The 19,716-nt window shown below is 71.4% G+C and carries 17 protein-coding genes; 3 read left to right on the forward strand and 14 right to left on the reverse strand.

Translation table 11 applies throughout. The features are described 5' to 3' along the window. Positions 1-205: 205 nt before the first annotated feature. The 11 genes from ACGF4C_RS05715 to ACGF4C_RS05765 form a co-directional block, all read right to left on the reverse strand. Positions 206-541 carry an RNA polymerase-binding protein RbpA gene (locus ACGF4C_RS05715; protein WP_016578660.1) on the reverse strand — a complete coding sequence of 112 codons (336 nt, stop codon included), beginning with the start codon at positions 539-541 and terminating at the stop codon, positions 206-208. A 153-nt stretch (positions 542-694) separates the two neighbouring features. After that, positions 695-931, reverse strand: coding sequence for a preprotein translocase subunit SecG (secG, locus tag ACGF4C_RS05720; RefSeq protein WP_030411885.1), 237 nt, complete (start codon positions 929-931; stop codon positions 695-697). A gap of 157 nt (positions 932-1,088) precedes the next feature. After that, complete coding sequence (gene tpiA, locus ACGF4C_RS05725) at positions 1,089-1,865, reverse strand: triose-phosphate isomerase (RefSeq protein ID WP_030411884.1); 777 nt, start codon at positions 1,863-1,865, stop codon at positions 1,089-1,091. A gap of 6 nt (positions 1,866-1,871) precedes the next feature. Then, positions 1,872-3,074: a phosphoglycerate kinase gene (locus tag ACGF4C_RS05730; protein WP_393563563.1), complete on the reverse strand. Its 1,203-nt coding sequence runs from the start codon at positions 3,072-3,074 to the stop codon at positions 1,872-1,874. Between the two features lie 113 nt (positions 3,075-3,187). Beyond that, positions 3,188-4,192 (reverse strand): type I glyceraldehyde-3-phosphate dehydrogenase, encoded by a 1,005-nt coding sequence (gene gap / locus ACGF4C_RS05735; protein ID WP_362141389.1) that lies wholly within the window; start codon positions 4,190-4,192, stop codon positions 3,188-3,190. A 239-nt stretch (positions 4,193-4,431) separates the two neighbouring features. Beyond that, complete coding sequence (gene whiA, locus ACGF4C_RS05740) at positions 4,432-5,421, reverse strand: DNA-binding protein WhiA (protein ID WP_018091880.1); 990 nt, start codon at positions 5,419-5,421, stop codon at positions 4,432-4,434. Further along, positions 5,412-6,473 (reverse strand): uridine diphosphate-N-acetylglucosamine-binding protein YvcK, encoded by a 1,062-nt coding sequence (yvcK, locus tag ACGF4C_RS05745; RefSeq protein WP_030411881.1) that lies wholly within the window; start codon positions 6,471-6,473, stop codon positions 5,412-5,414. The genes whiA and yvcK overlap by 10 nt, the downstream gene beginning before the upstream one ends. Further along, a complete protein-coding gene (gene rapZ, locus ACGF4C_RS05750; RefSeq protein ID WP_362141394.1) occupies positions 6,470-7,423 on the reverse strand; it encodes an RNase adapter RapZ in 954 nt (317 codons plus the stop codon). Before rapZ ends, yvcK begins: the two co-directional genes overlap by 4 nt. Further along, complete coding sequence (gene uvrC / locus ACGF4C_RS05755) at positions 7,420-9,519, reverse strand: excinuclease ABC subunit UvrC (protein WP_393563567.1); 2,100 nt, start codon at positions 9,517-9,519, stop codon at positions 7,420-7,422. Before uvrC ends, rapZ begins: the two co-directional genes overlap by 4 nt. 102 nt (positions 9,520-9,621) lie before the next feature. Next, positions 9,622-10,500 carry a hypothetical protein gene (locus tag ACGF4C_RS05760; RefSeq protein ID WP_393563568.1) on the reverse strand — a complete coding sequence of 293 codons (879 nt, stop codon included), beginning with the start codon at positions 10,498-10,500 and terminating at the stop codon, positions 9,622-9,624. A gap of 3 nt (positions 10,501-10,503) precedes the next feature. Beyond that, positions 10,504-11,151, reverse strand: coding sequence for a papain-like cysteine protease family protein (locus ACGF4C_RS05765; RefSeq protein WP_393563570.1), 648 nt, complete (start codon positions 11,149-11,151; stop codon positions 10,504-10,506). A 237-nt stretch (positions 11,152-11,388) separates the two neighbouring features. Between ACGF4C_RS05765 and ACGF4C_RS05770 the strand changes: the two genes are divergently transcribed. Next, complete coding sequence (locus ACGF4C_RS05770; protein ID WP_393563572.1) at positions 11,389-12,327, forward strand: hypothetical protein; 939 nt, start codon at positions 11,389-11,391, stop codon at positions 12,325-12,327. Between the two features lie 83 nt (positions 12,328-12,410). Here ACGF4C_RS05770 and ACGF4C_RS05775 read toward each other — a convergent pair whose 3' ends face one another. Next, positions 12,411-12,833, reverse strand: coding sequence for a Rieske (2Fe-2S) protein (locus ACGF4C_RS05775; RefSeq protein WP_393563574.1), 423 nt, complete (start codon positions 12,831-12,833; stop codon positions 12,411-12,413). 433 nt (positions 12,834-13,266) lie between these two features. On the opposite strand from ACGF4C_RS05775, the gene ACGF4C_RS05780 reads away from it, so the two are divergent. Both ACGF4C_RS05780 and ACGF4C_RS05785 read left to right on the forward strand, forming a co-directional pair. Beyond that, positions 13,267-14,433, forward strand: a complete 1,167-nt coding sequence (locus ACGF4C_RS05780; protein ID WP_393563576.1) for a LacI family DNA-binding transcriptional regulator — start codon at positions 13,267-13,269, stop codon at positions 14,431-14,433. Beyond that, the gene (locus ACGF4C_RS05785) at positions 14,430-15,446 is read left to right on the forward strand and encodes a carbohydrate kinase (RefSeq protein ID WP_393563578.1); all 1,017 of its coding nucleotides are present in this window, start codon (positions 14,430-14,432) and stop codon (positions 15,444-15,446) included. The genes ACGF4C_RS05780 and ACGF4C_RS05785 overlap by 4 nt, the downstream gene beginning before the upstream one ends. Before the next feature lie 120 nt (positions 15,447-15,566). Here the strand turns inward: ACGF4C_RS05785 and uvrA are convergent, their stop codons facing one another. Then, a complete protein-coding gene (uvrA, locus tag ACGF4C_RS05790) occupies positions 15,567-18,608 on the reverse strand; it encodes an excinuclease ABC subunit UvrA (RefSeq protein ID WP_393563580.1) in 3,042 nt (1,013 codons plus the stop codon). A 284-nt stretch (positions 18,609-18,892) separates the two neighbouring features. Continuing rightward, positions 18,893-19,666 carry a TetR/AcrR family transcriptional regulator gene (locus tag ACGF4C_RS05795; protein ID WP_393563582.1) on the reverse strand — a complete coding sequence of 258 codons (774 nt, stop codon included), beginning with the start codon at positions 19,664-19,666 and terminating at the stop codon, positions 18,893-18,895. Positions 19,667-19,716 lie beyond the last annotated feature (50 nt).

Consider the following 19,716-nt stretch of genomic DNA (forward strand, 5'->3'; position numbering starts at 1 on the left):
ACGCGGACACGGACCATCCCCGCGGCACGCTCCGCAGTTGCACGACTACGGAACGTCCGCACAAGGAAACAGTACGGCCGACCACTGACAACGGGCCTCGGGCAACTTCCCCATCCGCTGCCTCAGACGGCGGCGGGCCCCGCACACGCGGCCGGCCCGGCCGGAGGGCATTCCCTCCGGCCGGGCCGGCCGTATGTCTGTTCCGTCAGATCTCGCCGCGGAGCTTGGCGAGCGCCTCCGCGAGGATCGCCTCGCCGTCGGCGTCACTGCGGCGCTCACGGACGTAGGCGAGGTGGGTCTTGTAGGGCTCGGTGCGCGGCGGGTCCGGCGGGCTGTCCCGGTCCTTGCCGGCCGGGAAACCACAGCGCGGGCAGTCCCAAGTGTCCGGAACCTGCGCATCGCCGGCGAAGCTGGGCTGCGTCTCGTGCCCGTTGGAGCACCAGAAGGAGATGCGGATGCGCGGCGCGGACTCGCCGCGCTCGGCCTCCCCCATCGGCCCCGCCCCGACCCGACTTCCTCGGATCGCGTTGCCACTTGCCACGGTCGTTACTCCCTGCGTAATGGTGCTGCAAAGCCTTCACATCAGCTGCGCTGCGGAACGCCACAGTCTACGTAAGGCCCAACGCGCGTCCAGTGAGCGGAGTTACCGTCCCGGGACGCCGCCCTCATGATAGGCCGCGCCCCCGACGGTATGTCAGCTGCCGAGCTTCATGAGGACGCCGAGGACGACAATGCAGGCGAACCACAGCAGACCGATCACGATGGTGATGCGGTCCAGGTTGCGCTCGGCGACCGAGGAGCCACCGACCGAGGACTGCATGCCGCCGCCGAACATGTCGGACAGACCGCCGCCCTTCCCCTTGTGCATGAGCACCAGCATCATCAGCAGCAGGCTGAAGACGATGAGGGCGATCGAGAATCCGATGACCACGGCTGGACCAACTCTCTAGGACTGACGGACGGACGTAGGGATCACGATACGTGGAACATATGGTGCGGGGCCGGGGCGGCGCTGGTGCACCGGTCCCGGCCCCGACAGGGTACGACGAGGGCTCGCCCTCGTCATAGCTGCTGGTGTTGCGCGGCTGCTACTGGTCGCGGAAGCGGACGATCTTGACGAATTCGTCGGCGTCCAGTGCCGCGCCGCCGACCAGGGCACCGTCGACGTCCGGCTGCGCCATGATCGCGGCGACGTTGCCGGACTTGACCGAGCCGCCGTACTGGATGCGGACCTTGTCGGCCAGCTCCTGGCTGTAGAGCTCGGCCAGGCGGCCGCGGATCGCCGCGCAGACCTCCTGGGCGTCCTCGGGGGTCGCGACCTCGCCGGTGCCGATGGCCCACACCGGCTCGTAGGCGATCACGATCGTCTCGGCCTGTTCGGCCGGGATGTCCGCGAGGCCGCCGTCGACCTGGGCGAGGGTGTGGGCGACGTGATTGCCGGCCTTGCGGACGTCCAGGCCCTCGCCGACGCAGAGGATCGGCGTGATCCCGTGCTTGAAGGCGGCCTTGACCTTGGCGTTGCAGATCTCTTCGTTCTCGCCGTGGTACTGGCGGCGCTCGCTGTGGCCGACGGCCACGTACGCGCACTTGAGCTTGGCGAGCATCGCGCCGGAGATCTCACCGGTGTACGCGCCGGAGTCGTGCGCGGAGAGGTCCTGCGCGCCGTACTTGATCTTGAGCTTGTCGCCGTCGACCAGCGTCTGCACCGAGCGGAGGTCGGTGAAGGGCGGCAGGACGGCGACCTCTACGGCGTCGAAGTCCTTGTCGGTGAGGGCGAAGGCGAGCTTCTGGACGTGGGCGATGGCCTCGAGGTGGTTGAGGTTCATCTTCCAGTTGCCCGCCATCAGCGGGGTGCGGTCACTCACGGTTTTTCAGTCCTCCAGAGCGGCGAGGCCGGGGAGCGTCTTGCCTTCGAGGTATTCGAGGCTGGCGCCGCCACCGGTCGAGATGTGGCCGAATGCCTTCTCGTCGAAGCCCAGCAGGCGGACCGCGGCGGCGCTGTCGCCACCGCCGACCACGGTGAAGGCATCGCTGTCGACGAGCGACTGGGCGATGGCACGGGTGCCACCGGCGTAGTCCGGGTGCTCGAAGACACCGAGCGGACCGTTCCAGAAGACGGTCGCGGCGTCGGCCAGCTTGGAAGCGTACAGCTCGCGGGTCTTCGGGCCGATGTCCAGGCCCTCCTTGTCGGAGGGGATCTTGTCGGCGTCGAGGGTGTCGAAGTCGGCGGGGGCCTTCGTCTTCAGGTCCGGGAAGTCGGTGGAGGCGAGCACGTCGACCGGCAGGACCAGCTCGACGCCGTTCTTCTCGGCGCGCTCCATGTATTCCGTGACGGCCGGGATCTGGTCCTCCTGGAGGAGGGAGATGCCGACCTCGTAGCCCTTGGCCTTGAGGAAGGTGTACGCCATGCCGCCGCCGATCAGGAGGCGGTCGGCCTTGCCGAGGAGCTCGTCGATGACGGCGAGCTTGTCGGAGACCTTGGCGCCGCCGAGCACGACGACGTAGGGGCGCTTGACGTCCTGGGTGAGCTTCTTCAGGACGCCGACCTCGGTGGCGATGAGGTCGCCGGCGGCGTGCGGCAGGCGCTGCGGCAGGTCGTAGACGGAGGCGTGCTTGCGGTGCACGGCGCCGAAGCCGTCGCCGACGTAGAGGTCGGCGAGGGCGGCGAGCTGGTCGGCGAAGGCGCCGCGCTCGGCGTCGTCCTTGCTGGTCTCGCCGGGGTTGAAGCGGAGGTTCTCCAGCACGGCCACCTGGCCGTCGGCGAGGCCCGCGGTGACGGCGGCGGCGGATTCGCCGACGGTGTCGGTCGCGAACGCCACGCTCCGGCCGAGGAGTTCACCGAGCCGCTGGGCGGCGGGGCCCAGGGAGAAGGCCGGGTCCGGGGCGCCCTTGGGGCGGCCCAGGTGGGAGGCGACGATCACCTTGGCGCCGCGCTCGGCGAGCTTGGCGATCGTCGGGGCGACGGCGCGGATCCGGCCGTCGTCGGTGATGGTGGTGCCGTCCAGCGGGACATTCAGGTCGGCGCGGACAAAGACCCGCTGTCCCGCTACCTGGAGGTCGTCGATCGTCTTCATGGGAAGTGCTCCGTCGCTTGATTCGGTCGCAGCACGGGGCTCGTACGACGCTTCGTCGCGCCGTACGAGCCCCGTCCTTCACACCTCGGTGCCTGGGGTATCAGGCAGAGATATCAGAGCTGGCCGCCGACGAAGGTGGTCAGGTCCACCAGGCGGTTGGAGTAGCCCCACTCGTTGTCGTACCAGCCGACGACCTTGACCTGCTTGCCCTGCGCCATCGTCAGGGAGGAGTCGAAGGTGCAGGAGGCCGGGAAGTTGACGATGTCCGAGGAGACGATCGGGTCCTCGGTGTACTCCAGGATGCCCTTGAGCTGGCCCTCGGCGGCCTTCTGGAACGCGGAGTTGATCTCGTCCTTGCTGACCTCGCGGTCGAGCTCCAGGACGAGGTCGGTGACCGAGCCGGTGGGGACCGGGACGCGCATGGCGATGCCGTCCAGCTTGCCCTTGAGCTGCGGGAGGACCAGCGCGGTGGCCTTGGCGGCACCCGTGGAGGTCGGGATGATGTTCTCCGCGGCGGCACGGGCGCGGCGCAGGTCCTTGTGCGGGAAGTCCAGGATGCGCTGGTCGTTGGTGTACGCGTGGACCGTGGTCATCAGGCCTTTGACGATGCCGAAGTTCTCGTCGAGGACCTTCGCCATCGGCGCCACACAGTTGGTGGTGCACGAGGCGTTGGAGATGACGTGGTGGTTGGCCGCGTCGTACTTGTCGTTGTTGACGCCCATCACGATCGTGATGTCCTCGTCCTTGGCGGGCGCGGAGATCAGGACCTTCTTGGCGCCGGCGGCGAGGTGCTTCGCGGCGTCCTCGCGCTTGGTGAAGATGCCGGTCGACTCGACGACGATGTCGGCGCCGAGCTCGGCCCAGGGGAGGTTCGCCGGGTCGCGCTCCGCCATCGTCTTGAAGGTCTGGTTGCCGACCGTGATGGTGTCGTCGGTGTGGCTGACGTCCTGCTTGAGGCGACCCAGGATGGTGTCGTACTTGAGCAGGTGGACCAGGGTGGCGTTGTCGGTCAGGTCGTTGACACCGACGATCTCGATGTCCGCACCCTGCTCCAGGAGCGCGCGGAAGTAGTTGCGACCAATGCGGCCGAATCCGTTGATGCCTACGCGGATCGTCACGAACCGATCTCCTCGTTGGTACGCCGGCAAGACACCGGCGAGCTGTATGGGCTGTCCCCGACCGCCTCCGACCCTACCCCCTATACGAGACGTACGTGACATTGACAAAACGCGCTCGATGCTTCTCAGATGAGCGTTTTTCGTCGGAGGCCGCACATGCGCGACCGCCCCCGGTGCGCTCGTGGCACCGGGGGCGGATGTGACGGATGAGGAAGGTGGGGAGGGTGGGGAGGGTCGGGTCAGCCGACCATGCCCTCGGCGAGTTCCTCGGTGAGGTTGGATTCGGTGCCGGGGATGCCGAGGTCCTGGGCCCGCTTGTCGGCCATCGCCAGCAGGCGGCGGATCCGGCCGGCGACCGCGTCCTTGGTGAGCGGCGGGTCGGCGAGGGCGCCGAGCTCCTCCAGGGACGCCTGCTTGTGTTCCATGCGCAGCCGGCCGGCCGCGGCGAGGTGCTCGGGGACCTCCTCGCCGAGGATCTCCAGTGCGCGCTGCACCCGGGCGCCGGCGGCGACCGCGGCCCGCGCCGAGCGGCGGAGGTTGGCGTCGTCGAAGTTGGCGAGGCGGTTGGCGGTGGCCCTGACCTCGCGGCGCATCCGCCGCTCCTCCCAGGCGAGCACCGACTCGTGGGCACCGAGCCGGGTCAGCAGCGCGCCGATCGCGTCACCGTCACGGACGACGACGCGGTCCACGCCGCGGACCTCGCGGGCCTTGGCGCCGATGCCGAGGCGGCGGGCCGCGCCGACCAGGGCGAGCGCCGCCTCGGGGCCGGGGCAGGTGACCTCCAGGGAGGAGGAGCGGCCGGGTTCGGTGAGCGAGCCGTGGGCGAGGAAGGCGCCGCGCCAGGCGGCCTCGGCGTCGCAGGTGGCGCCGGAGACGACCTGCGGGGGCAGCCCGCGGATGGGGCGGCCGCGGCCGTCGACCAGGCCGGTCTGGCGGGCCAGCTGGTCGCCGCCGGCCACCACGCGTACGACGTAGCGGCTGCCGCGCCGCAGTCCGCCGGGGGCCATCACCACCAGGTCGGAGCTGTGCCCGAAGATCTCCAGGATGTCCTTGCGGAGCCGGCGGGCGGCGATGCCCGTGTCCAGCTCTGCCTCGATCACAATGCGTCCGCTGACCAGGTGCAGACCTCCCGCGAACCGCAGGATCGACGAGACCTCCGACTTCCGGCAGCAGGTCCGGGTGACGGGGAGCCGGGAGATCTCATCCTTCACCGCAGCCGTCATCGCCATGGGCCGATCCTTCCATGCATCCGAAAAATACGGTCGTACGCGGCGGCCAGCAGCTCCGGGTCGTGCCGGTCGGGGGCTCCCCCGGCGGTCGACCGGGCGTCGTCTCCTTGCGCCGCAACCGCCGCCAGCTCGACCTCGCTGCCGACGAGCTGCTTGGCGGCAACCGTCAGACCATCGATGTCGGGCACGGCGGCCTTGTCGGCCAGCACCACGTCGAAGGCGAGTTTAGGGGCGTGTCGGGCCAAAACCTCCAAATGACGCTGCGGGGAGAAGCCATCGGTTTCGCCCGGCTGCGGTGCGAGGTTGAGGGAGAGCACCTTGCGGGCCTTGGTCTCCTCCAGGGCCTGGCGCAGCTCCGGCACCAGCAGATGGGGGATCACGGAGGAGAACCAGGATCCGGGGCCGAGAACCACCCAGTCGGCGTCACGCACCGCGGCGACCGCCTCGGGGACGGCCGGCGGATCCTCGGGGACGACGTGGACGGACTGCACCTCGCCGCGGGTGAGGGCGACGGTGGCCTGGCCGCGGACCGTGGAGAGGTCGTCGGGGTGGTCCGGGTCGTGGCCCCTGACCTGGGCCTGGAGCTCCAGGGGGACGGCCGACATGGGCAGGACCCGGCCGTGTGCGCCGAGCAGCTTGCCGACCAGGTCGAGCGCCTGGACGTGGTCACCGAGCTGCTCCCACAGGGCGACGATGAGGAGGTTGCCGACGGCGTGGTCGTGCAGCTCGCCCTCGCTCTGGAAGCGGTGCTGGATCACCCGGGCCCAGGTCTGGCCCCAGTCGTCGTCGCCGCACAGCGCGGCCAGCGCCTTGCGCAGGTCGCCGGGCGGCAGCACGCCGAGCTCGTCGCGGAGCCGGCCGCTGGAGCCGCCGTCGTCGGCGACCGTGACGACGGCCGTGAGGTCACCGGTGATGCGGCGCAGCGCGGCGAGGGAGGCGGACAGGCCCATGCCGCCGCCGAGCGCCACCACCTTGGGGGTGGCGCCCTTCGTCGCACGGCCGCTGGGGACGAATCGGCGGACCCGGCGCAGCCGTGGGGTGCGGCCGGTCACTCGCGCCCCATGTCGCGGTGGACGACGACGGTTTCCACTCCCTCGGAGACCAGCCTCCGGGCGAGCTTCTCGGACATCGCGACGCTGCGGTGCTTGCCGCCGGTGCAGCCCACGGCGATGGTCACATAGCGCTTGCCCTCGCGGCGGTAGCCCTCGGCGACGATCCGCAGCAGCTCGGCGTAGCCGTCCAGGAACTCCTTGGAGCCGGGCTGGCTGAAGACGTAGTGGGAGACCTCGTCGTTGAGGCCGGTGAAGGGGCGCAGCTCGGGGACCCAGTGCGGGTTGGGGATGAAGCGGCAGTCGATGACCATGTCGGCGTCGACGGGCAGGCCGTACTTGAAGCCGAAGGACATGACGGTGGCGCGGAGCTCGGGGACCTCTTCGCCGGCGAACTGGGCGTCCATCTTGGCGCGTAGCTCGTGGACGTTGAGGCTGGAGGTGTCGATGACCAGGTCGGCGTCGCCGCGCAGCTCGCGCAGCAGGTCGCGTTCGGCGGCGATGCCGTCGACGATGCGGCCGTCGCCCTGGAGGGGGTGCGGGCGGCGCACGGACTCGAAGCGGCGCACCAGGGCCTCGTCGGAGGATTCCAGGAAGACGATGCGGCGCTTGACGTTCTGCGCGTCGAGGGTGGCCAGGGACTCCTTGAGGTTGGCGAAGAAGCGGCGGCCGCGGACGTCGACGACGACGGCGATGCGGGCGACGTTGCCCTGGGAGCGGGCGCCGAGCTCGACCATCGGGGGGATCAGCTCGGGCGGGATGTTGTCGACGACGAACCAGCCGAGGTCCTCCAGGCACTTGGCGGCGGTGCTGCGGCCGGCCCCGGACATCCCGGAGATGATCACCAGCTCGGGGATCGCGGCGCTCTCGCCCTGGTCGGACTCGCGCATCGTGCCCGTACTCACCTGTGCACCGTCTCTCTCGGTTTCCTGCGTCTCGTGCTCTGTGCTCATGGTTCCTGCCCCCGTTCTGCCGACAACGCGGCCGGTGGGGCCCCGTCATCCTCAATGATCTCTCCTGTGGCGGTGTTCACCGCGGGAGCGGTCGGTGCCGCTCCGGCCAGCGCCGCGGCGACCGTCTCGGCGGTCTTGCGGCCGACCCCCGGGACCGCGCAGATCTCGTCGATCGTCGCGGCCCGCAGCTTCTTCAACGAGCCGAAGTGCTTGAGCAGTGCGTGCCGGCGGGTGTCGCCGAGGCCGGGCACGGCGTCGAGCGGTGAGGCCTTCAGCCGCTTGGTCCGCTTGCTGCGCTGGTAGGTGATCGCGAAGCGGTGTGCCTCGTCGCGGACGCGCTGGAGGAGGTAGAGGCCCTCGCTGCTGCGCGGCAGGACGACCGGGTCGTCCTCGCCGGGCAGCCAGACCTCCTCCAGGCGCTTGGCCAGGCCGCAGACGGCGACGTCGTCGATGCCGAGCTCGTCCATGGCCCGGCGGGCGGCCGCGACCTGCGGGGCGCCGCCGTCGACGACGACGAGCTGGGGTGGGTAGGCGAACCGCTTGGGGCGGCCGTCGTCGTCGAGCGGGCCGTCGGTGGCGGGGGCGGTGTCCTCGGCAATGTCCCCGGCGGTGACCTCGGGAGCTTCGGAGGCTTCGGAGGCTTCGGGGGCTTCGCCGTCCGGCTGCCCGGGTTCCTCGGTCCACTCCCCCGACTTCTGCTTCTCCTGGAGGTAGCGGCGGAAGCGGCGGCCGATGACCTCGTGCATGGACCGGACGTCGTCCTGCCCGGCGAACCCTCTGATCTGGAAGCGGCGGTATTCGCTCTTACGGGCCAGGCCGTCCTCGAAGACCACCATGGAGGCGACCACGTCCTCGCCCTGGAGGTGGGAGATGTCGAAGCACTCGATGCGCAGCGGGACCGAGTCCAGGCCGAGGGCCTCGGCGATCTCCTCCAGGGCGCGCGAGCGGGTGGTCAGGTCGGAGGCGCGCTTGGTCTTGTGCAGGGCGAGGGCCTGCTGGGCGTTGCGGCCGACCGTGGCCATCAGGTCCTTCTTGTCGCCGCGCTGCGGGATGCGCAGGGAGACCTGGGAGCCGCGGCGCTGGGTGAGCCACTGGGCGACCGGTTCGACGGGGTCGGGCAGGGCGGGGACCAGCACTTCCTTGGGCACGGCGTCGCCCTGTTCGTCGCCGTAGAGCTGCTGGAGGGCGTGTTCGACGAGGTCGCCGGTGGTGACCGCCTCGACCTTGTCGGTGACCCAGCCGCGCTGGCCGCGGACCCGGCCGCCGCGGACGTGGAAGATCTGGACGGCGGCTTCGAGTTCGTCCTCGGCGACGGCGATCAGGTCGGCGTCGGTGGCGTCGGCGAGGACGACGGCGCTCTTCTCCATGGCCCGCTTGAGGGCGCCTATGTCGTCGCGGAGCCGGGCGGCGCGTTCGTACTCCATCTCCTCGGCGGCGTCCTGCATCTGCCGTTCCAGGCGGCGGATGTAGGCGCCGGTGCGGCCGGCCATGAAGTCGCAGAATTCCTCGGCGAGTTCGCGGTGGTCGGCTTCGGAGATCCGGCCGACGCAGGGGGCGGAGCACTTGCCGATGTAGCCGAGCAGGCAGGGGCGGCCGATCTGGGCGGAGCGCTTGAAGACGCCTGCGGAGCAGGTGCGGACGGGGAAGACCCGCAGCATCAGGTCGACGGTCTCGCGGATGGCCCAGGCGTGGGCGTACGGGCCGAAGTAGCGCACGCCCTTCTTCTTGGCGCCGCGCATGACCTGGGCGCGGGGGAAGTCCTCGTTGAGGGTCACCGCGAGGTACGGATAGCTCTTGTCGTCGCGGTATTTGACGTTGAAGCGGGGGTCGAACTCCTTGATCCAGCTGTATTCGAGCTGGAGCGCCTCGACCTCGGTGGAGACGACGGTCCATTCCACCGAGGCGGCGGTGGTGACCATCGTGCGGGTGCGCGGGTGGAGGCCGGCCAGGTCCTGGAAGTAGTTGGCCAGGCGCTGGCGCAGGCTCTTGGCCTTGCCGACGTAGATGACCCTGCCGTGCTCGTCGCGGAATTTGTAGACCCCCGGCGAGTCGGGGATCTGTCCCGGCTTGGGTCGGTAGCTGCTGGGGTCTGCCATGAACCCCACCCTACTGACCGCCACCGACAATCACGGTGTCCGGACCGCGGCCGGGGTGCCTGCCCGCCATGGGGGCGGCGGGCAGGCGGTCGGGCGCCCCGGTCAGCGGTGGCGGCGCCGGCGCAGGGCGGTCGCGGTGGACAGGCCCAGGGCGAGCAGCGCGGCGGCGCCGGCCGCGGTGGTGGCGGCGGTCACCGGGAGGTCGCCGTCGGGCACGGCGGACGCCTGGGCGGGCTGACCGGCGGCCGGTTCCGCGGCGGGCGCGGCCCGGCCCGCGGCCTTCGGGCCGTAGCCGCCGGCCTCGCCCCGCTTGTCGTACGCGGAGCCGGGGAGCTTGTCGCCGTAGGCCTTCGCCACCCGCTTGCGGTAGGCGGCGACGGTGGTGCCGTGGGCGCCGACGGCCTTCCGGGCGTCCGCGTCCAGCGGCTCGATGCGGTCGCCGCGCTGGAGGTACCAGGCGTCGATCTGCGGCTCGTGGAAGACGGTGCCGGCCGCGTCCCGGGCGGCGCCGGCCGCGGTGTAGCGGGTCTCGTCGTCGCCGCTGGCGATGTTGACGACCTTCCAGGTGGCGCCGTGCCGCACGGTCCACACCGAGGCGGTCCGGCCGTCGGCGGCGACGGCCTTGCTGGCGAGGAACTCCAGGCGGGCGACGGGGGCGTGGGCGGTGCCGCGGACGAAGTCCGGGGAGAGGGCGTAGACCGGGACGGCGGCGCCCTCGATGTGCGGCCGTACGGTGCCGGGCGCCACGGCCCGGGCGCCGTCGCGCTTCTGCTCGGCGGCGAAGAAGCGGGCCAGGGTCTCCAGGGTCGTGGGGGCGGTGGCCGCGTCGTGGGCCGCGGTGAGGCTCGCCCGGGCCGGTGCCTGCGGCGCGGGGACGGGTGCGGCGACCGCGGTGTACGGCGCGAGGCCGATCAGGGCGGTGGCCAGCGCTCCGGTGGCGACGGCGCGGACGACGGTGGGGGCGGCGGTGCGCTGCGTCATGCCTCAGGCTCCTATCCGGTAGAGGGAGTGCGTCCAGGAGAAGGAGCTGCCGTTGACGTAGTAGTCGAAATCCCCCCAGTTGTAACGGTAGTTGGAGGGCCAGGGATCGCCCCAGTAGATCCAGTTGTTGTCGGTGTCGTAGCCGTAGACGACGTGCATGTGGCCGCCGCCGGAGGACCACTGGATGCGGGTCTCGATGGGCCGGTTGGCGTTGATCTCGTTCTGGACGGTGCTGTAGCGGAGCCAACCGGTCACGTAGGAGCCGGAGTTGATGCCCATCCAGTCGAATGCGTTCTGCACGTTGCCGAGGGTGGCCTGGTTGTTGGGGCAGGTGGTGCCCTGCTGCCGGTCGAAGGCGGCGTTGCAGAACTGGTTCTGGCTGTAGTTCCTGCCGTACCAGGTGGCGATGGTGTTGCCGGAGCCGGCCCAGCACCAGTTGGTCTTCTCCTGGGCCTGCATGGAGATGTTGAGGCGGTTGGCGGTCAGGGGGCGCGCGGGGGCGGCCGCGGTGGCGGCCGCGGCGGCGGGGTGCGACGGACGGGCGGGCGGGGTGGCCGCCGCGGTGGTCGCGGTGGAGGAGGCGGTCAGTACGGCGGCGGTGAGCGCCGCGGCCGACAGCCATCTCCGGCGGGACAGGGGTGCACGTGGCATGGCGTTCCTCCCGATGGGGGGTGAGGGGGAGAGGAGCGCATCCGGATGCTTGCGATGGAGCATCGGGTGTTGTCGCAGGCAGGTCAACACGCTTCAATGCGGGATGACATGGGGGTGTGGACGGACGGGCCCGGATGTGAACGACCGGTGCCCGGCGTACTGCAGTGAACAGGCACGGAGAGCACGCGGCGCGCAATCCGGATGTGAACGTTCACCCGCGCGCCGGAGGAAGAGGACATGGCACAGAACACTCCCCAGTCGGCCGAGCTGGCCCAGCTCCTGCGGACCGGTCCGTTCCATCTCGCCCTGCGCTCCGCGCTCACCGCCCGGGGGCTGGCCCTCACCCGGGTCCAGCACAAGCTCGCCCAGCGCGGCATCACCATCGGGGTGACCAGCCTGAGCTACTGGCAGCAGGGCGCCCGGCGGCCGCAGCGGCCCGAATCGCTGCGGGCGGTCCGCGCCCTGGAGGAGGTCCTGGAGCTGCCCGCGCAGTCCCTGCACCGGCTGCTGGTGCCACAGGGCGGTGCCCACCGGGAGGCCGAGCGGCCGGTGGCCCGCACGTACCGCTCGCTGGTGGCGCCCGCCGACGCGTTGCAGCGGCTGTTCGCCGAGCTGGAGGCGCCCGCGGACGGCGGGCTGCACACCGTCGGCCACCACGAACGGGTCCGCATCGGGCCGCAGCGCCAGCTGGTCGAGCGGGAGTCCCACCAGGTGGTCCGGGCCCACCGGGACGGCGTGGACCGCTATGTCGCCATTCACCGCGGCGAGGCGGGCTGCGAACCCACCCGGGTGCGGGTGCACGCCGGGGAGAACTGCCGGCTGGGCCGGGTGCGCGGGCACCCCGAGGCCGGTGTGGTGGTCGCCGAGCTGCTCTTCGACACCCGGCTGCGGGCCGGCGACACCCATGTCTTCGGCTACGTCTTCGAGGACGGCAGCGGCGGTCCCAGCACCGAGTACCTGCGCGGTTTCAGCTTCGCCGGCTGCCAGTACGTGCTGCAGGTGCGGTTCGACGAGGCGGCGCTGCCGGTGCGCTGCCGCCGCTTCGCCCAGGCCTCGGCGGGCGCCCCGCGCAGTGCCCAGCAGGAGCTGACGCTCAGCGGCCGGTACCACGCCGTCCACCTCGTCGAGCAGGGGGTGCGGCCCGGAATACTGGGGATCGGGTGGGATTGGGGATAAGAGCAGCATCGGGTGGGATGGGGGATAAGAGCAGCATCGGGTGGGAGTGGGGATAAAGGCAGCATCGGGGCCGGGGGGCGGCCTCAGCTCGCCGTGCTCGGGCCCGCGATCAGCTTGCCGTGCTCGGCCCTGACCGGGACCTCGGGCAGCGGCTCGGACGCCGGGCCCTGGACGACCTTGCCGGTGGTGACGTCGAAGCGGCTGCCGTGGCAGGGGCAGCTGCCCTCCTTCTTCTCGACGTCGGACAGGATGCAGCCGGCGTGGGTGCACTTCGCGCTGAAGCACTTGTACGTGCCCTTGGCGGGCTGGGAGACGACGAGCCGGTCCTCGCGGTAGAGCTTGGCGCCGCCGACCGGGACGTCGGCGGCGGGCCCCAGCTCCACGGGCTTGTCGGGGATCGCCGAGTCGTCCGAGCTGTTGGGCGTGCAGGCCGCCAGCCCGAAGCCGGCGGCCCCGGCGAGCGCGGCACCCCGAAGTACGGTCCGGCGGGCGGGGGGCTGGCTCATGACGGCTCCAGGGATCACACGTTCACACGGTTCAGAGGCGGACGGATCCCGACGATACCGGCACGGCTTCCTCCGCTTCCGGCCGGGCCGGACGGCCCAGCGGCAGCTCCTGCCCGGTCTCCTCCCACTCCTCTCCCGCTCCTCTCCCACTCCTCTCCCGCTCCTCCGGGCTGCGGCTCTTGGTCGCCGGCTGGTCCGCGGTCGCTCTCCCGCCGTTCTCCGGTCGCTCTCCCGCCGCTCTCCGGCCGCTCTCCGGCCGCTCTCCGGCCGCAGCCGCTGCGAGAGGGCCAGTGCCACGGCACGTAAACGCTTACGCAAGCGTTTACGTTTGGGGGCGATGCTCGTAGGGTGAGGGACTCGCGGGACGAGGCCACCGTACGGACGCGGCCGTGGGCGCCGCCCTGGCGCCGTACTCGCGGGGAGGACGAGCCGGATGACGACGATGGTGGATGTGGCACGGCGGGCGGGGGTCTCCGTCGCCACGGTTTCGCATGTGCTGAACGGGACCCGGCCGGTGCGCCCGGGCACCCGGGCGGCGGTGCTCGGCGCCATCGAGGAGCTCGGTTACACCCACAACACCCTGGCCCGCTCGCTGGTGACCGCCCGCACCCGGTCGATCGGCCTGGCGGTCTCGGCGATCAGCAATCCGTACTTCACCGAGATCCTCCAGGGCGTCGAGGCCGGTGCGCTGGAGGCCGGCTACAGCCTGCTGATCGCCGATCCGCACGACGATCCGCAGCACGAGCGCAAGGTCGTCCAGCTGCTGCACGAACGCCGGGTGGACGGCATGATCGTCGCGCCGTCCGCGGAGCCCGCGGAGATGGCCGCCTATCTGGCCCGGCGCGCGGTGCCCACCGTCTTCCTGGACCGGCTGGTCGGTGAGGAACACGACCAGGTGTGCGCGGAGAGCACCGGCCCGGTGCGGCAGCTCGTCGAGCACCTCGCCGACGTGGGGCACACCCGGATCGGCCTGGTGGCCGGGCTGCCGGGGCTGAGCACGACCACCGAGCGCGTCCAGGGCTACCGCGAGGGCCTGCGCTCGCGCGGCCTTCCCTTCTCGCCCGAACTCCTGGCCGGCGGCAACTCCGAGGCGGAGGGCGCCGAGGACGCCACCCGGCAGCTGCTCGCCGCGCCCGCACCGCCCACCGCGCTGATCACCGCCAACAACGCGATGACCATCGGCGCCCTCCGTGCGCTGCGCGACCTGGGCCTCGACGTGCCCCGCGACATCGCGCTGGCCTGCTTCGACGACTTCTCCTGGGCCGACCTCTTCAGCCCCCGGCTGACCGCGATCGCCCAGCCCAGCAAGGAGATCGGGGCCAGCGCGGTCCGGCTGCTGCTGGAGCGGCTGGCGGAGCCCGGCCGGCCGCCGCGCACCGTCCGTCTGCCCTGCACCTTCGTGCACCGTACGTCGTGCGGCTGCCCGGAAACCGGCCCGGCGACCGCACCCGGCCCGACGACCGCACCCTGTCCGGCCGCTACCCCGGCCGACCGGACCACTGCCCCGGCCGAACAGGCTGCTCACCAGGCCGAACAGGCCGCCCGCCCGGCCGTTCCGGCCGCTGCCCAGGCCGCCCAGGAAAGGAACCCCAGCTCGTGATCGTCGTCGCCGGCGAGGCGCTCATCGACCTCGTCCCCAGCTCTCAAGGCCCTTGTCTGGACGGCCAGTTGCCCGCACTGCTGCCGCGGCGCGGCGGTGGCCCGTACAACACCGCGGTCGCCCTGGGGCGGCTGGGCTCGCCCACCGCGTTCTGCTCCCGGGTCTCGACCGACAGCTTCGGTGAGGCCCTGCTGAACGGGCTGCGCAGCGGCGGGGTGGACACCTCGCTGGTGCAGCGCGGCGCCGAGCCCACCACTCTCGCGGTGGCGGACATCAGCCCGGACGGCTCGGCGGGCTACGGCTTCTACGCCGACGGCACCGCCGACCGGCTCTTCACCCTGCCGCCGGAGCTGCCCGCCGCGGTCCGCGCGCTCTCGCTGGGCACCTGCTCGCTGGTGCTGGAACCGGGGGCGAGCGCCTACGAGTCCCTGCTGCGGCGCGAGGCCGCGCGCGGCGTCTTCACCGCCCTCGACCCCAATGTCCGTCCGGGCCTGATCCCCGACCCGGACGCCTATCGCGCCCGCTTCCGCTCCTGGCTGCCGCATGTCGCCCTGCTGAAGCTGTCGGAGGAGGACGCACTGTGGCTGGCGGGGCGGGACGCCGCTGCGGACGGCGGGCCGGGCTCCGGTGCGGGCGGGGACGCGACGCAGACCGGTACGGACGGCGGCCGGTCGGCGGTCCTCGCGGCGGCCCGGGAGTGGCTGGCCGCGGGGCCCGGGGCGATCGTGCTCACCCATGGCGGCGCGGGGCTGACGGTGCTGACCCGGGACGGCCGCGAACTCACCGTCCCCGGTGAGCGCGTCACCGTCGTCGACACCATCGGCGCCGGCGACACCGTCAACGCGGCGCTGCTGCACCGGCTCGACGCCCATGACGCGCTCTCGTACGCCGCGCTCGCCGCCCTCGGGGACAAGGACTGGGAGGACATCCTCCGCTTCGCCGCCCGCGCGGCCGCCATCACCTGCTCCCGAGCGGGCGCGGAGCCGCCGTACGCGACGGAACTGGCGGCATAGCCAGCGGTCCAGCGGTCGGTCCAGCGTCGTTTCAGCGGTCGGTTCAGCGGTCGTTTGAGCGTTCGCGGTCCGCACCGGCCCGGCCGGGAACCGGATGGTCCTGGCCGGGCCGGTGAGGCGTCAGGACGCGGACCGGCGGGTGCGTGCCGCGGTCTTCTTCGCGGCGGTCTTCTTGGCGACGGTCTTCTTCGCCGCCGTGGCCGCGGTCTTCTTCGCCGCGGCCTTCTTGGCGGCCGGCTTCTTGGCGGGTGGGGTCTTCGCCGCGCCGGGGCCGGCCGAGCGCCCGCCGTTGCCGGCCGCGACCGTCACGGCGTCGCTGACCCGGTCACCGAGGATCTCCCGCAGGAACTTGCCGGTGTGGCTGGCCGGGACCGAGGCGATCTCCTCGGGCGTGCCCTCGGCGACGACCAGGCCGCCGCCGTTACCGCCCTCGGGGCCCATGTCGACGACCCAGTCCGCCGTCTTGATCACATCGAGGTTGTGCTCGATGACGATCACCGTGTTGCCCTTGTCGACCAGCCCGGACAGCACGTTGATCAGCTTGCTGATGTCGTCGAAGTGCAGACCGGTGGTCGGCTCGTCGAGGACGTAGACCGTGCTGCCCGTCGAGCGCTTCTGCAGCTCGCTGGCCAGCTTGACGCGCTGCGCCTCACCGCCCGAGAGCGTCGGCGCGGACTGCCCGAGGCGGACGTATCCGAGGCCGACCTCGTGGAGGGTCTTGAGGTGCCGGGCGATGGTGGGGACCGCCTCGAAGAAGCTCAGCGCCTCCTCGATGGGCATGTCCAGCACCTCGGCGATGGACTTGCCCTTGTAGTGGACCTCCAGCGTCTCGCGGTTGTAGCGCGCGCCGTGGCAGACCTCGCACGGCACGTACACGTCCGGGAGGAAGTTCATCTCGATCTTGATCGTGCCGTCGCCGGAGCAGTTCTCGCAGCGGCCGCCCTTGACGTTGAACGAGAAGCGTCCCGGCAGATAGCCCCGGACCTTGGCCTCCATCGTCTCCGCGAAGAGCTTGCGGACGTGGTCGAAGACACCGGTGTAGGTGGCCGGGTTGGAGCGCGGGGTCCGGCCGATCGGGGACTGGTCGACATGGACGACCTTGTCCACCAGGTCGTCCCCGGCGACCCGGGTGTGCCGGCCCGGTACCGACTTGGCGCCGTTCAGCTCACGCGCGAGGTGGGTGTAGAGGATGTCGTTGACCAGCGTCGACTTGCCGGAGCCGGAGACACCGGTGACGGCCGTGAACACGCCGAGCGGGAAGGAGACGTCGATGTCGCGGAGGTTGTTCTCCTTCGCGCCGTGCACCGTCAGCCGGCGGGCGGGGTCGGCGGGCCGGCGGATGTCCGGGGTCGCGATGGCCTTCTTGCCGGACAGGTACTGACCGGTGATCGACTCCTTGTTGGTCAGCAGCTGCTTCATGGGGCCGCTGTGCACCACGCGGCCGCCGTGCTCGCCCGCGCCGGGGCCGATGTCCACGACCCAGTCCGCGACCTTGATGGTGTCCTCGTCGTGCTCCACCACGATCAGGGTGTTGCCCATGTCGCGCAGCCGCACCAGGGTTTCGATCAGCCGGTGGTTGTCACGCTGGTGCAGACCGATGGACGGCTCGTCGAGGACGTAGAGCACGCCGACCAGGCCGGAGCCGATCTGGGTGGCGAGCCGGATGCGCTGGGCCTCACCGCCGGAGAGGGTGCCGGCCGCGCGGTTCAGCGAGAGGTAGTCCAGGCCGACGTCGACCAGGAACTTCAGCCGTTCGTTGACCTCCTTGAGCACCCGCTCGGCGATCTTCTTCTCACGGGCGTTGAGCGTCATCCCCCGCAGGAAGTCGGCGCAGTCGCTGATCGACATGGCCGCGACCTCGGCGATCGACTTCTCCTGGACCGTGACGGCGAGCACGATCGGCTTCAGCCGGGTGCCCTCACAGGTCGGGCAGGGCACCTCGCGCATATAGCCCTCGAAGCGCTCGCGACTGCTGTCGCTCTCGGCCTCGGAGTGCCGGCGCTTGACGAACGGCACCGCGCCCTCGAAGGGGGTGGTGTAGGCCCGCTGGCGGCCGTAGCGGTTGCGGTAGCGGACCTCGATCTGGGTCTTGTGGCCGTACAGCAGCGCCTTCTTGGCGCGGGCCGGCAGCCCGGCCCAGGGGATGTCCGTACGGAATCCGAGGGCGTCGGCGAGCGCGCCGACCAGGCGGCCGAAGTACTCCTTGGTGTGTCCGCCGGACCAGGGGTGGATGGCGCCCTCGTCGAGGGAGCGGTCCTCGTCGGGGACGATCAGCTCGGGGTCGACCTCCATGCGCGTCCCGATGCCGGTGCACTCGGGGCAGGCGCCGAAGGGCGAGTTGAAGGAGAAGGAGCGGGGTTCGAGCTCCTCGAAGGAGAGGTCGTCGTAGGCGCAGTACAGATGCTCGGAGTACATCCGCTCGCGCTGGGGGTCGTCCGGGTCGAGGTCGACGAAGTCGAGGATGACCATGCCGCCGGAGAGGCCGAGGGCGGTCTCGACGGAGTCGGTCAGCCGGCGCTTGGCGCTCTCCTTGACCGTGAGGCGGTCGACGACCACCTCGATGGTGTGCTTCTCCTGCTTCTTCAGCGTGGGCGGCTCGGCGAGCTGGATGGTCTCGCCGTCGACCCGGGCGCGGCTGTAGCCCTTGGTCTGGAGGTCGGAGAAGAGGTCGACGAACTCTCCCTTGCGCTGGCGCACCAGCGGGGAGAGCACCTGGAAGCGGCTGCCCTCGGGCAGCTCCAGCACCTTGTCGACGATGGCCTGCGGCGACTGCCGGGCGATCGGCCGGCCGCACTCGGGGCAGTGCGGTTTGCCGATGCGGGCGAAGAGGAGCCGGAGGTAGTCGTAGACCTCGGTGATCGTGCCGACCGTCGAGCGCGGGTTCCGCGACGTCGACTTCTGGTCGATCGACACCGCGGGGGACAGGCCCTCGATGAAGTCCACGTCGGGCTTGTCCATCTGCCCGAGGAACTGCCGGGCGTACGAGGACAGCGACTCGACATAACGCCGCTGCCCCTCGGCGAAGATCGTGTCGAAGGCGAGCGAGGACTTGCCCGAACCGGAGAGGCCCGTGAAGACGATGAGGGAGTCGCGGGGGAGATCGAGCGAGACGTTGCGGAGGTTGTGCTCGCGAGCGCCACGGACGATGAGACGGTCGGCCACGCCGGTCGGCACCTTTCTTGGAGAGGGGCGGGAGCCGCGGGCTTCTGCGTCCGCCGCTCGATGATGAGCAGAGGCGGCGGAACGGAGCGGGGCCCCCGCCCCAGGGTATGGGGCCCGCAGCGGCACTGTCTTTGGGATGCCACACACGAGCCTATAGCACGCGCATTCGATTTACGGGGGCCGGAAGCCCTCTTCACCCGAACGTGTGGCGGCCACACATCCTTCCCGACCCGCCGCACGCCCGTACGCTGCGGAAACGCCCGGGGCACGGCCCGGCCGGCCCGTCAAGCCGGCAACGCCCGTTCCAGCGCCTCGAAGGTACGCCGCAGCACCGCCGCCTGCTCCGCGGCCACCTCGCCGACCGGCTCCCCCGCGAGCTGACGGCCCACGGCCTCGGCGTACGCGGTCCGGATCCCGGCGACGATCAGCGCCGCGGCCAGCCGGGCGGAGTGGTCCGGCCGCCCGGCGTCGCCGCCCGCGGCCTCGGCGAGCAGTCCGGCGAGGGTGCCCTCCAGCTCCTCGACCGCCTCGCGGGCCCGGGCCCGCAGCGCCGGGGAGTCCAGCACCGTACGCCAGAAGTACTCGAACCCCTCCCCCACCCCGCACAGCGGATGCCGCTCGGCGAGCAGGTCGAGGACGAGCCGGCGCAGCGCGGCCAGCGGCGTCTCGTCCGGGCCGCGCTCCCGTACGGCGCGGACGATCAGCTCCTGACCCTCGGGGATGCGGTCGAGGAAGAGGTCCTCCTTGCGCGGGAAGTAGTTGAAGACGGTCATCGTGGAGACCTCGGCGGCGCGGGCCACCTCGGCGACGGTGACGTTGTCGAAGCCGCGCTCGATGAAGAGCAGGGTGGCCTCGCCGGAGATCCGCTGGCGGGTGCGGAGCTTCTTGCGCTCGCGCAGCGTCAGCCGCCCGTCCTCCGCCCCGAAGCCGGTCTCCGCCTGCCGGCCGCGGACCGCTTCGGGCCGGCGACCCGCACCGGCCGCGCCGCCACCCGTCGCGCTCCCGCCCTTCGGGTCCCGACCGGTCTGCGCGTCCGCACGCTGCTGCACATCCACCATGCCGGAAATCCTAGGCACCCCCTCCGACAATTTTGAGTCGCAAAAACTTT

The organism is Streptomyces sp. NPDC048197, assembly GCF_043202395.1.
Lineage (GTDB): Bacteria > Actinomycetota > Actinomycetes > Streptomycetales > Streptomycetaceae > Streptomyces > Streptomyces siderophoricus.

Bases quoted from the DNA above. Each gene is read 5' to 3' on its own strand.
- rapZ (WP_362141394.1), bottom strand. From the start codon at position 7,423: ATGAGCACAGAGCACGAGACGCAGGAAACCGAGAGAGACGGTGCACAG.
- ACGF4C_RS05780 (WP_393563576.1), top strand. From the start codon at position 13,267: ATGACGACGATGGTGGATGTGGCACGGCGGGCGGGGGTCTCCGTCGCC.
- ACGF4C_RS05795 (WP_393563582.1), bottom strand. From the start codon at position 19,666: ATGGTGGATGTGCAGCAGCGTGCGGACGCGCAGACCGGTCGGGACCCG.
- uvrC (WP_393563567.1), bottom strand. From the start codon at position 9,519: ATGGCAGACCCCAGCAGCTACCGACCCAAGCCGGGACAGATCCCCGAC.
- ACGF4C_RS05770 (WP_393563572.1), top strand. From the start codon at position 11,389: ATGGCACAGAACACTCCCCAGTCGGCCGAGCTGGCCCAGCTCCTGCGG.
- ACGF4C_RS05765 (WP_393563570.1), bottom strand. From the start codon at position 11,151: ATGCCACGTGCACCCCTGTCCCGCCGGAGATGGCTGTCGGCCGCGGCG.
- ACGF4C_RS05775 (WP_393563574.1), bottom strand. From the start codon at position 12,833: ATGAGCCAGCCCCCCGCCCGCCGGACCGTACTTCGGGGTGCCGCGCTC.
- ACGF4C_RS05730 (WP_393563563.1), bottom strand. From the start codon at position 3,074: ATGAAGACGATCGACGACCTCCAGGTAGCGGGACAGCGGGTCTTTGTC.
- whiA (WP_018091880.1), bottom strand. From the start codon at position 5,421: ATGGCGATGACGGCTGCGGTGAAGGATGAGATCTCCCGGCTCCCCGTC.
- ACGF4C_RS05760 (WP_393563568.1), bottom strand. From the start codon at position 10,500: ATGACGCAGCGCACCGCCGCCCCCACCGTCGTCCGCGCCGTCGCCACC.